The organism is Bacteroidia bacterium, from assembly GCA_037045145.1.
Taxonomy (GTDB): domain Bacteria; phylum Bacteroidota; class Bacteroidia; order AKYH767-A; family OLB10; genus OLB10.
This window is the reverse complement of record JBAOIA010000012.1, coordinates 849,564-862,714: the sequence shown is the minus strand read 5'-3', so window position 1 is coordinate 862,714 and position 13,151 is coordinate 849,564. Positions and strand designations below refer to the sequence as shown.

Annotated in this window: 9 protein-coding genes; 5 read left to right on the top strand and 4 right to left on the bottom strand. The window is 37.5% G+C overall.

What is annotated here, in order from left to right; all coding sequences use genetic code 11:
* Positions 1–122 precede the first annotated feature (122 nt).
* A complete protein-coding gene (locus V9G42_13095; protein MEI2760359.1) occupies positions 123–575 on the top strand; it encodes a GatB/YqeY domain-containing protein in 453 nt (150 codons plus the stop codon).
* Here V9G42_13095 and V9G42_13090 read toward each other — a convergent pair whose 3' ends face one another.
* A complete protein-coding gene (locus V9G42_13090; GenBank protein MEI2760358.1) occupies positions 576–5,213 on the bottom strand; it encodes a gliding motility-associated C-terminal domain-containing protein in 4,638 nt (1,545 codons plus the stop codon).
* Between the two features lie 137 nt (positions 5,214–5,350).
* Between V9G42_13090 and mdh the strand changes: the two genes are divergently transcribed.
* The 3 genes from mdh (at position 5,351) to lon (ending at position 10,180) form a co-directional block, all read left to right on the top strand.
* On the top strand, positions 5,351–6,292 hold the full coding sequence (mdh, locus tag V9G42_13085; protein MEI2760357.1) for a malate dehydrogenase: 942 nt from the start codon (positions 5,351–5,353) through the stop codon (positions 6,290–6,292).
* A gap of 159 nt (positions 6,293–6,451) precedes the next feature.
* Complete coding sequence (locus tag V9G42_13080) at positions 6,452–7,630, top strand: GlmU family protein (protein ID MEI2760356.1); 1,179 nt, start codon at positions 6,452–6,454, stop codon at positions 7,628–7,630.
* 69 nt (positions 7,631–7,699) lie between these two features.
* Entirely contained in the window at positions 7,700–10,180 is a 2,481-nt protein-coding gene (gene lon / locus V9G42_13075; GenBank protein ID MEI2760355.1) for an endopeptidase La, read from the top strand.
* A gap of 3 nt (positions 10,181–10,183) precedes the next feature.
* Here lon and V9G42_13070 read toward each other — a convergent pair whose 3' ends face one another.
* The 3 genes from V9G42_13070 to V9G42_13060 all read right to left on the bottom strand — a co-directional run bounded on the left by V9G42_13070 (position 10,184) and on the right by V9G42_13060 (position 12,466).
* On the bottom strand, positions 10,184–11,104 hold the full coding sequence (locus tag V9G42_13070; protein MEI2760354.1) for a YihY/virulence factor BrkB family protein: 921 nt from the start codon (positions 11,102–11,104) through the stop codon (positions 10,184–10,186).
* Complete coding sequence (gene nadC / locus V9G42_13065) at positions 11,101–11,937, bottom strand: carboxylating nicotinate-nucleotide diphosphorylase (GenBank protein MEI2760353.1); 837 nt, start codon at positions 11,935–11,937, stop codon at positions 11,101–11,103. Before nadC ends, V9G42_13070 begins: the two co-directional genes overlap by 4 nt.
* 136 nt (positions 11,938–12,073) lie before the next feature.
* A complete protein-coding gene (locus V9G42_13060; GenBank protein MEI2760352.1) occupies positions 12,074–12,466 on the bottom strand; it encodes a DUF4783 domain-containing protein in 393 nt (130 codons plus the stop codon).
* Positions 12,467–12,668: 202 nt separating this feature from the next.
* Here V9G42_13060 and V9G42_13055 point away from each other — a divergent pair, with 202 nt between their 5' ends.
* Entirely contained in the window at positions 12,669–13,136 is a 468-nt protein-coding gene (locus V9G42_13055; protein ID MEI2760351.1) for a 23S rRNA (pseudouridine(1915)-N(3))-methyltransferase RlmH, read from the top strand.
* Positions 13,137–13,151 lie beyond the last annotated feature (15 nt).

The following is a 13,151-nucleotide window of genomic DNA, read 5'->3' as shown; positions in this document are numbered from 1 at the left end:
AGTTGGTTGATTTTTTAAGCTAGACTATTACTTCTACTTTAGTATTTAAGATATTTTCTTTTTTGCACAAAATAATTTACTGACTTTTATTGAATCACTACCTTTGTTCAAAATTTGCAATCATGAATCTTGAACAAAAAATTATGGCAGAATTAAAAACTGCAATGCTTGCTAAAAATGAGGCTGCTTTACGTGCCCTTCGTGCTGTTAAATCTGCTATTATATTAGCAAAAACCAGTGGCTCAAATGTTGAATTGTCAGAGGCCGATGAAATGAAATTATTGCAAAAGTTGGTTAAACAACGTAAAGAATCTTTAGATATTTTCACCCAACAAAATCGTGCAGACCTTGCAAAAAATGAAGCAGACGAGATTGCTGTGATCGAAAAATTTTTACCAGCAATGATGAGTGCCGATGAAGTAAAAGAAGTGTTGAAGGGAATCATCGCTTCAATGGGGGCAACACAACCATCGGATATGGGAAAAGTTATGGGTGCCGCTTCAAAACAACTTGCAGGTAAAGCAGATAATAAAATGATTAGTGAGCTTGTAAAAAGTTTATTAAGCGGAGGCTGATTATTTTATCAATGTGACAGTTCCATTGTATGAATGACCCTTGCCAAACTTGTCAGTAATGGATATGGTGTAAACATAAATCCCCCTTGGTAATTCATCCCCTGTATTTTGCATGCGACCGTTCCAATTAAATGGAAATGCAGAAGATTCAAATATTTTCATCCCCCAGCGGTTGTAAATAGCCATGCGCTCAGAAACAATATTGGTTCCTTGCGAAGCAAAAACATCATTTCTGCCATCAGCATTCGGGCTGAATGAATTGGGAACGTAATAAGAAAACTGGTCTGTTACTTCAATTGTTTTTGTAATAGTATCTTCACAGTAAGTGTTCGAAGAAATTAAAGTTACTTCATAAGTTCCAATAGTTGTATATCGGTTTGTTGGATTTGTTTCTGATGAAATTACTCCATCACCAAAACTCCAGTTATATATTGTTGCAAATTGAGATTGATTTTTAAAATCAATCTCAGGATTTAGCATTGTTGGTTCTTCAGGTGCAAAAGAAAAATCTGCAATAGGACGATCGAGTGCATTAATGCCGTCAGTGTAGGTAAAGGTGGCAGTACAATTTTCAGGTGCCGGTGTACTAATTGTAAGTACAGGATAATATACGCCTGAAGTTGTATAAGTTATTTGAAAGTTATTACCTTGCTGCAAAAGTGTTCCATTTGAAGTATTCCAGTTATAAACCGAGCCTGCTATTGATTGCGAATTGTCGGTTACATTAACCGTAAGTGGAATACATCCTGTAGTATTCTCGGCAGTAAAAGTAACCACCGGGGTTGGAACTACATTGACAGGAATAATTGCAGAAGTTGAATAATTACATCCATCAGTAGCAGTAAGGTTTACCGATGTTGATGAAGCATAGGTTTGTGTAAAAGTTTGTTGTGTTGATGCACCATTGTTCCAGTTGTATTGATACTGTCCGTTACCGCCTGAAACATTTGCAGTAAAACTTAACAATGTGTTTTGACAAACAGAGTAGGGGCTAAATGTATTTAAAGTTAACTGTGGAAAAACATTAATCGTTGCAGATGCAACAGAGGTACAGCCATTATTATCGGTAACAGTTAAAGTAAAAATAGTATTGGCAGAAGGTGTTGCAAATAGCGTGTCATTAGTCTGGCCATTACTCCATAGAAAGTAATAAGGAGAAGTTCCACCTGATGGTAATGCAGCAACTGTTGAAGCTTGCATTTCGCACACGGTTTGTGCTGCCGGCAAAGCAACAGTAAGTGCAGAGGGTTGTGTAATGGTAAATGAATTTAATGCTGTGCAGCCAACATTGTCAGTAACAGTTACCTGATAATTTCCTGCTGCTAAATTTTGAACAGAAGCTGATGTCTGACCACCTGTCCATAAATAATTATATGGTGCTACACCACCGGCTGCTGTAATCGAAGCTGTGCCATTGCTGCCTCCATTACAATCAACATTGGCCTGTTGCGTACTTTGAATGGTCACTGCCGTAGATGGAAGTATGATGGCAGATTGTGTCAGACTGCAATTGTAAAAATCAGAAACAATAACCGTATAATTTCCGGAAGCAAGGTTGTTGATTTGTGCCGAATTCGATCCGTTTGACCAGAGAAATTTATAAGGAGTTGTGCCACCGGCAGGAACAACAAGTGCAGCACCGTTGTTAAGTCCGCATGAAGTACTGACGGGTGTTGTTGAAGAAGATAAAGCAGAAGCCGGTTGCGTGATTGTAAAAGATTGTTGTTTTGTACAATTATTCTGATCTGTTACTGTGACTGAATAATTACCCATTGTTAAAGATGTTACAGATGAAGTAGTATTACCATTCGACCATAAATATGAAAGTGTGCCTGTTCCACCACTTGCAGCAATGTTAATATTGCCAGTATTGTTGCCAAAACACTTCACGTTTTGCTGACTTACAGTTTGAATCGTTATTGCAGTAGGTGAAGTAATATTGTTTGAAGAAGTAACTACACAACCAGCGTTGTCAGTAACGGTAACAATATAATTTCCTGCAGCCAGATTGGAGGCACTATTACTGTTTGAAACATTATTCGTCCATTGATAGCTGTATGGTTGAATTCCACTTGTAACGTTTATGGTTATGCTACCGTTGTTGGCATTTGCGCAGTTTAAGTTTTGTAAGTTAGCTACACTGATAACAGGAGCTGTTGAAGCAGCAACTGATACGGTTTTGGTTTTTACACACAGGTTTGCATCTGTAACTGTAAGCGTATAAGTTCCTGATGTGAGATTTGTAATATTTGCATTTACAGATCCGTTTGACCACAGGTAGGTATATGGTGCAGTGCCTCCGGTAGCAGAGGTAACCAATGCTCCATTATTAAGGCCACAGTTTGTTGCAGTTGGTGTAATACTACTATTTAGTGCAGCAGCCGGTTGATTGATGGTAACTGAGCTATTCTTAGTACATCCATTGGCATCAGTCAATAAAACAGTATAGGTGCCTGCATATAAGTTGCTGGCCGAATTGCTGTTGCCTCCTGCCGGTGACCAAAGGTAGGTGAGTGCTCCAGTACCTCCCGAACCATTAAAAGTTGCACTGCCTGTGCTTTGTCCAAAACATTTAACATGCTGAACGGTGCCGGCAGTTAATGTTAACTGTGGCGCATTCAAAATAGTAACTACTGCAATAGTTGTACAGCCTGCCTGATCCGTTACTGTTACATTATAATTTCCTGCCGAAAGTGTATTGATGGAATTAACAGTACCCAATCCTGAAGACCACAGATAAGAATATGGAGCAGTTCCACTATTAACAGAAATACTTGCACTACCATTGCTGCCATTGTAGCATGAAACCATTTGCTTGATGTAATTTACTGTAGCAACAGGTGATGTTGAAGTTGCTATAGCAACCGTTCTTTTTGCTGTACATCCATTGACATCAGTAATAGTAATTGTATAAGTTCCTGAAGCTAAATTTTGTGTTGAAGCACCTGCGCCTGAAGGAGTCCATTGATAACTGAGAGCCCCGGTTCCGCCAGAAGCATTTACAGTGATTGCTCCATTATTTAGTCCACATGTAGTGGCAGTAGCCAACGGGTTCGACATTACCGAAGTAAGAGGTTCTATAATGGTGAGGTTGGAAAGTGTAGTCTGACAATTACCATCTGTTACAGTTACGGTATAGCTGCCTGCAGGTATATTCAGCAAATCTTTTGTTGTTGCTCCATTCGACCATTGGTAAGTAGCACTTGCAGAAACACCTGTAACAGACAATGTTATTTCACCATCAGTGCCGTTCTTGCAACTTACATTTTGAATCGTGTTTACTGATGCATTAATGCTATTATTGTCAGGGACATTAAATGTCTGTGTAAAATCACAATTGTTGTTATCAATAACCGTAAGCGTATAATTGCCCGGTGCTAATGATGAAGCACTAGCACCTGTGCCACCTGATGGCGACCATTGATATTGATAAGGTGCTGTTCCACCGGAAATTGTTGTTGCAATAGAACCATTGGAAGCTCCACAGACAGCAGAGACAATATTTTGATTTTGTAAAACCATATCAGGTGGTTCTGTTACCGTTACTGTGGCCAATGCGCTACATGCACCATTAGATGGTGATATTGTTACAGTATAAGTTCCTGCCGTAATATTTGTTGCAGTATTGCTGCTGCTCACATTAGGTGACCATTGATAAGTAAAAGGTCCAATACCACCGGGAGTCAGTGTAATACTTCCGTCATTATCGCCAAAACAAGAAACATCAGTATGTGCGGCAGAAACTGTTGCGCCATTAATATTTATTGATTTATTGGTTGGAACAGAAATTAGGTTGCCACACAAGTCCTGAACCGGATTTACGATGGCAAAGTTGTAAATTCCGGCAATTGATATAGCAGGTGAGAAAGTAACAGTATAAACTTTACTGTAATCAGCTCCACTTGCACATCCTGCAGAGTTTACTGCTGTAATCATATAAGGTCCACCAGGGCCTGTCAAAACAAAATCTGTTGCTTGCACAGAATTGCAGGTTACGTTTTCGTTAAATGTCAAAGTCAATGAACTGCTACCACATGTTAAGGAAGAGGTGGTTAATAAAAAAGGTGGAAAGACATCAAAAATACTTCCTGTAGAAGCAGTAAAATCAATTGTATAGCCCGATTGTGTGGACGAAAAATTACTTACATTAATCACATAAGTCTGACCCGGTGTAACGGGTATCATTGGATTATTTTGTCCGCCACATGGACCGGCAGTCTGATTATTAGGACCTGTAGTTCCATTGCAACCTAGGTTAGGTGCATAATTGCAACTGACTTCTATAGAAGGATTTGTAAAGATATCGGCACAAGTGGCTGTAGTAAGATTGTAAACTGCCCAATCATAATCGTCAGCAGGATTGTTCGGTGTAATTGTAAAGTTAAGATTTCCGAAAAATGGTGTCGTAAATGTGTACCAAACATCATTTCGTTCGCCACTTAACAGACAGGAACTGCCACTATTAATTTCATTAGGAATATTTCCTGTTCCGCTGTATGAAATCACAGTGGAGTAGGTGGTGTTACAGATTGGAATTGCATTCGGACAATCCTGATTTGTAGGAGCTTGTGCCTTAGAAGCAAAAACGGTAACCGCTAAGATGAATACTGTATTAATTAATTTGGAAAAGGTTTTCACACGACAAATATACAATTTCACTTAATAATCAAACACATTCACCAAAAAAATGTAACATTAAATTTTTTAACAAATGCCACTCGGAAATATTATTTTAGATAATTTCGCCCTCTGAAAAATTTTAAATAAGTAAAAAAATGAAAGTTACTGTTGTAGGTGCAGGAAATGTAGGAGCTACCTGTGCAAATGTGATTGCTCACCGCGAATTGGTTAACGAAGTTGTATTGCTCGATATTAAAGAAGGTACTGCTGAAGGAAAATCATTGGATATGTGGCAAACAGCTCCAATTAATCTTTATGATACAAGAATAAAAGGTTCAACTAACGATTATGCTGCTACAGCAGGTTCTGATGTAGTGGTAATTACATCGGGTCTTCCGCGCAAACCGGGTATGAGTCGTGATGATTTAATCGCTACCAATGCAGGAATTGTCCGTTCTGTGACTGAAAATATTGTTAAACATTCACCCAATACCATCATCATCGTTGTTTCTAATCCATTAGATGTAATGACTTATTGTGCATACCTGACATCAGGTTTTGACTCTAAGAGAGTTTTTGGTATGGCAGGTATTTTGGATACTGCACGATATAGAGCTTTTTTAGCTGAGGCATTAAATTGTTCTCCAAAAGATATTCATGCTGTGTTAATGGGTGGTCACGGTGATACCATGGTTCCATTGCCACGCTACACAACAGTTTCAGGTATTCCTGTAACAGAAATGATAGCTGCCGATAAATTAGAAAGTATTATTCACAGAACTAAAGTTGGTGGTGGCGAATTAGTTAACCTGATGGGTACCTCTGCCTGGTATGCACCCGGTGCTGCTGCAGCTCAAATGGTAGAAGCAATTGTAAGAGATCAAAAACGTATTTTCCCATGTTGCGCATGGTTGCAGGGCGAATATGGACAGAAAGATATTTATCTCGGTGTTCCGGTTAAATTAGGTAAAAAAGGTATTGAACAGATTATTGAACTAAAACTCAATACAGAAGAAAAGCAATTGCTCGATGGCAGTGCAAAAGCTGTAAAAGAGGTTATGAACGTACTTGATGGTATGCAGCAACCTGTAAAGTAAATTTCTTCCGATAAAACTATTAAATGCCGCTTGTTGACAGGCGGCATTTGTTTTTTAATAATTACTTAATCTGATGAACTGATATTTTAGCTACATTCGCAGAAATGCATTACAGTTTCAGACTATTGTAATAAATAATTTTTAACCCATTAATTCTCAATGAACATTATACTTGCTGATAGCAATCGTGTTGATTTGCTCCCATTTACATTTATAAGACCCGTGGCAGAGATTCGTTGCGGAATTTTAACCATTACCGAAAAATGGCATCACCTTAGCGGCACACCATGTTCATGGCTGACAGAAAAATATCTCTCCACAAAATATTCTTTAACGAAAGAAAAAGTTAACCTGATTGCAAATGCATCTGTACTCATTGATAAAGCACTTTTCAATGAAGTAAAAACATTGAAAACAGGTCAGGCATTAGTGAAAGGTAATACTGTAATTGCTGTTTGTACCGAACAACAACAATTCGAATCATTGGAAGATGTCAGTTATAGTGAGGCATTTGAAACAGGTCTTGAAGTTAACGTAATTAAATATCCATGGGATATTTTTCGTTTCAATGATAAGGCAATCAACAGCGACTTTCAATTAATTACAGAAGGAAGAAAAAGTGCTGACTATGATTCTTCAAATACTATAATTAATGAACAACAGGTTTTTATAGAAGATGGAGCCAAGGTGATGTGCAGCATTATAAATGCTTCAGCAGGCCCTGTTTATATTGGTCGTGATTCTGAAATAATGGAAGGTTGCATGATTAGAGGACCTTTTGCACTTGGCGAGCATGCTTCATTAAAAATGGGTGCGAAAATTTATGGCGCTACAACCATTGGCCCCCATTGTAAAGTTGGTGGCGAAGTAAACAATTCAGTAATTTTTGGTTATTCCAATAAGGCACATGATGGCTTTCTTGGTAATGCCGTAATTGCAGAGTGGTGCAACCTTGGTGCCGATACCAATAACTCTAACCTGAAAAATAATTATGGTTTAGTAAAAGCATATAACTACCATAAAAAAGATTATATCAATACAGGTTTGCAGTTTTGCGGACTTATGATGGGCGATCATAGTAAGGCTGCTATCAATACCATGTTTAATACGGGCACTGTGACAGGAATTTGCGCTAATATTTTTGGTAGTGGTTTCCCTCCTAAATTTATACCCTCTTTTGCCTGGGGAGGATTTGATGATGAAAGCTTCTTTCAGCTTGATAAAGCACTTGAACTTGCTGCAGAAGTTTATAAACGAAGAGATTTGTTTTTTGATAAAAAAGAACAAGACATTATTAACCATGTCAACATGCTTGAACTCATACTGCCAAAAAATTAATGGCATAAGCATTGACAATATTATATTTTAAACTAATAGCAGCCTGTTGGCTGACAACTTGACGCAACTATGTTCAATCCCGAAGATATTAAACACACACTCATTGGCGGTATAAATGACGATGAACCTGAGTTAATACCATTACTTTCATCAGAAGATGAAGAGCAACTTAATAAAGAAAGCATACCTGACGAATTGTCAATTCTGCCACTACGCAATACTGTACTTTTTCCGGGTGTAGTGATTCCGATTACTGTAGGTCGCGACAAATCAATTAAACTGATAAAGGATGCCTACAAGAGCAATAAAATAATTGGTGTTGTTTCACAAAAGGACACCAATATTGAAGATCCCGGGTTTAATGATCTGAATAAAATCGGTACCGTTGCCAGCGTTATAAAAATGTTGAGACTACCGGATGGAAATACGACCATAATCATTCAGGGCAAACGCAGGTTTTCACTACTTGAAATGACACAGAGTGAGCCCTATCTGAAAGCTAAAGTTGAACCGCTAAACGATATTGTTGCCGCACTTAAGGAGAAAGAATTTAAAGCAACAGTAGATTCTTTAAAAGATATTTCGTTGCAGATTATTCAACACTCGCCACAAATTCCAAGTGAGGCCGGATTTGCAGTTCGCAACATTGAAAGCCCTGCCTTTCTGATAAATTTTATTTCAAGTAATATGCAGATGGAAGTTTCCAAAAAGCAAGACCTGCTTGAAATGACTGATATAAAACAACGTGCTTTAAAAGTGCTTGAGTACCTCACACAGGAGTTGCAGATGCTTGAGTTGAAATCGCAGATACAGAATAAAGTAAAAGTAGATTTAGATAAACAACAACGTGAATATTTTTTAAATCAGCAATTAAAAACTATTCAGGAAGAATTGGGTGGCAGCACACCTGATCAGGAATTGCAGCAGTTAAAGACACGAGCCAAGTCAAAGAAATGGAATAAGCATGTAGCAGAAACTTTCAATAAAGAAATTGAAAGATTAGGACGTATAAATCCTGCGGCAGCAGAATACAGTGTAACTTTAAATTATCTGGATTTATTACTCGAATTGCCCTGGGGCGAATTCACTGAAGATAATTTCAACCTGAAACATGCACAGAAAGTTCTGGACAAAGATCATTACGGATTAGAGAAAGTAAAAACACGCATACTTGAGTATCTGGCAGTTTTAAAACTAAAGAAAGACATGAAGTCACCGATAATGTGCCTTTATGGTCCTCCGGGAGTTGGTAAAACCTCTCTTGGTAAGTCAGTAGCAAAAGCATTAGGAAGAAAATATGTTCGTGTTTCTTTAGGCGGACTACGTGATGAAGCAGAAATCAGAGGACATCGCAAGACCTATATTGGTGCCATGCCCGGCAGAATTATTCAGAATATAAAAAAGGCAAAATCATCAAACCCTGTCTTTGTGCTTGATGAAATTGATAAACTCACCAACGATTTTCATGGTGATCCAAGTTCAGCACTACTTGAAGTGTTGGACCCTGAACAGAATAATGCCTTTTATGATAATTACATTGAGCTCGATTATGATTTGTCAAACGTTCTGTTTATTGCTACGGCAAACAGCTTGAGTTCAATACAGCCTGCACTGCGTGACAGGATGGAAATCATAGAAATTAATGGCTACACGGTTGAAGAAAAAATTCAGATTGCAGTAAAACATCTTATCCCAAAACAGTTGGATGCACATGGACTAAAGAAACACCATGCTACTTTCAATAACAGTGTAATTGAATATATTATTGAATTTTATACCAGCGAAAGTGGTGTTCGTAGTCTTGAACGTAACCTGGCATCAGTAATCAGAAGCATTGCAAAGCGCGTGGCACTGAATGAAAAATATGATAAGAAGGTTGATAAAGATGCAGTGGAAAAAGCATTAGGAGCACCAATATTTTTGCGCGACAGATTTGCCGACAATAGTGTTGCAGGTGTTGTGACCGGACTTGCATGGACATCAGTCGGTGGCGATATTTTATTTATTGAAACGAGTTTGAGCAGGGGTAAAGGACGTTTGTTGCTTACCGGAAACTTAGGTGAGGTAATGAAAGAATCTGCACAGATTGCCTTAGCATATTTAAAGGCACATGCAGCAGATTTTGGAATTGATTATCGTGTGTTCGATAGATGGGACATTCATATTCACGTTCCTGAAGGAGCTACACCAAAAGATGGACCTTCTGCCGGTGTTACCATGCTCACTTCCCTTGCATCAGCGTTTACACAACGTAAAGTAAAATTGAAATTAGCCATGACTGGTGAAATTACTTTGCGCGGAAAAGTGTTGCCTGTTGGTGGTATTAAAGAGAAAATTCTCGCTGCAAAACGCGCAGGAATAACAGACATAATTCTTTGTGAAGACAATGAGAAAGATATTAAAGACATCAAGAGCGAATATCTTAAAGGGCTGAAATTTCATTACGTAAGTAAAATGGGTGAGGTAATTGACCTTGCATTGCTTCAGGAAAAAGTAAAAAAACCATTAAACTTTACTATCAGTCAACCCGAAAGAAAGGAAGTCGTTTAAAATTTATTTTTCTTCTGTGTTAGGTTTGAATTTTGCTTTTTCAATGGCATTGTTCAGTTCAAATCCTATTAGTAATTGAATGCAGTTAAAATTCAGGTAAATTAATATAACTATCAATGTTCCGATAGAACCGTAAATTTTATTGTATTGTCCAAAATTCAGAATAAAAAAGTTGAATGCAATGGAGGTAACAGCAATAAGGATTGTTGCAAGAATACTGCCGGGAGAAAAGAAATGCCATTTTTTACTTCCTCCGGAAGGACCAAAAAAATAAAGTGATGATATGGCAGTGAAGCAGAGTAAAATAAGGATTAGATATTTACCGGCAAGCAAGAGATATACTGAACTTTGATTCAGGTTGAGAATGTGATTATTAATATAATGCAGCATAACCTCAGTTATGATAATGAGTAAAATTGCAATAATCAATAAAGTTGCTAAAAGAATGGTTAGATAGAGTGCAATTAATCTTTGTTTCCAGCCTTTACGTTTTTCATACATAATGGTTTTGTTGAAACCTTCTATCAGTGCAAATACACCATTGGTAGAAACAAGCAATGCCAGAATAAAACCAAATGATAGCAGTCCTCCGTTTTGCCTTACAATAATTTCTTCTATTGTCTTGTATGCTGTGTCGTAAGTGTTGTAAGGCAACAGCGATTGTAAAATACTTAATAGTCTTTCTTGAAAACCATCTATTGGAACATAAGGAATTAAGGTAAAAAGAAAAATGATGGCCGGGAAAATGGCTAAAAAAAATGAAAACGCAATTGCTCTTGCTCTAATTTGTAAATCGCCTTTAAACAACTCACGAAGAAAAAATTCGCCCACATCATAAATTGGAATTTTCTGAAAGCCGGGCAGTGTAATTCTACGTGTATAATTTATAATGAGAGATAAGTATTCGAGCAACCTGCGTTTCATCGGGTTGCTTTTAAACTCATGTCCATGCTTTTAAAAGAATGTGTTAATGCACCTACAGAAATATAATCAACTCCTGTTTCGGCATATTCTTTTATGTTTTGTAGTATAATGCCACCGGAAGCTTCTGTTTCAAAACGACCACCTATCAAAGCAACAGCTTCTTTTAGTAAAGTTGGTTGAAAATTGTCGAGCATAATTCTTTCTACACCACCGGTGCTCAACACCTGACTGACTTCGTTTAAATTACGTGTTTCTATTTCAATGGCAATATTCAGGTTTCTGTTTTTCCTGAAAACATTTGCCGCATCAATTGCCTGTTTTATTCCTCCTGCATAATCCACATGATTGTCTTTAATCATAATCATGTCACTCAGTCCAAAACGATGATTGTGCCCACCGCCAATGCGTACAGCCCATTTTTCGATATAACGATTCAGAGGTGTTGTTTTTCTGGTATCTAATATCTTTGCTTTTGTATGTTTCACTTGTTCGGCATATAAGTGAGTAGTGGTGGCAATGCCGCTCATGCGCTGCATACAGTTGAGTACTAATCGTTCAGACTTCAGAATAGAAAGAACACTTCCTTCTATAGTAAATCCTATCTCTCCTTTATCAACATGCTGCCCATCTTTTATTTGAATATTGATTTGAAGTGAGGAATCAACAGTTTTAAATATGCGTTCTGCAAGTTCAACACCTGCAAGTATTCCTTTATCTTTAATAATCAGTTTGGCCTTGCTGCTTGCATGTGCAGGAATGCAGCTCAGAGAACTGAAATCGCCAGGACCTACATCTTCCTGAAGCGATAATAATATATACTGATCTAAATCCATGAAAATTGTTTCTGCCGCAAAATTCAGCTTTTTGATTCAAAGAATCATGTAAGAATCAATTTTTTTGAAGTACTAAGAATGAATCAGTCGTATGTAAGTATGAATACGCCTTTAAAAAACTGTGGGGAAGGTATTTTTATTCTTTTTCGAAGCGTAACTCCTGAATTGAAGCAGTGCCACCACTTTCTTTTACAAAGAAATAGGTTCTGATATTCTGACCTTGTGTTGTAGTGAACGTTCCAATTGCATAGCGTGCACCTTCTTTGGAAACACCCTTATGGATGATAGTAAAACTTTTTGGTGCGTTTTTGCTGAAGAAATCTTTAAGCACCATTTCTGCCTGGGCTTTACTGTAAACTTCTTCCTGATTAAATATTGTCAGATCAACATTGTTGTTAAAAAAACGTGCAATCTGCTTGGCATCGCCCGAACGAATGGCTGTGCCAATATCATCGAAAACATCAGCCGCCTTTACAACGGTAACTATCAGCAGGACTGAAAGAAGAAGCTTGATGGTTTTTTTCATCATTGATAAATTATGTTTGTGAACTGACAAAAATCAAGCCAAGCGCGCATGGGAATGAAAAACTTATGAATGCATTTTGGCATATATCTTACAGTACTAATTAAACACTTAAAAGTAAATCCGAAACAATATTAGGGCATAAAAATTTACTTTCAAAACTAAATTTCAGATTTTTGTAATATAACATTGTTGAATAACGTATATTATGCATATTAAATTGCTGATGATTGGAAAGAATAAAGACAGTTTTGCCGAAGCTGCTATTGTAGATTATGCTGGTAGGGTGGAAAGGTTTAACGGTTTTGAAATAAAGTACCTCAAAGAGGCTAAAAACAACAAAAACCTTACAGCGGCAATGGATGTTGAGGCTGATTATATTTTTAAAGAGTTAGCTCCAAATGACTATGTAATTCTTCTGGACGAGAAAGGCAAAGAATACACTTCGGTTCAGTTTGCTGCAAAAATTGAGCAGCTCAGGCTTAAAAATTTCAGGCAGTTGGTTTATATTGCAGGTGGAGCTTATGGTTTTTCTGAAAAAGTTTATACACGATCTAACGAGCTGTTCGCCCTGTCAAAAATGACATTCACCCATACGCATGCAAGATTGATTTTTGCCGAGCAGATTTACAGAGCATTTACTATCCTGAACAATCATCCCTATCATCATATTTAATTTCATCGGCACGCA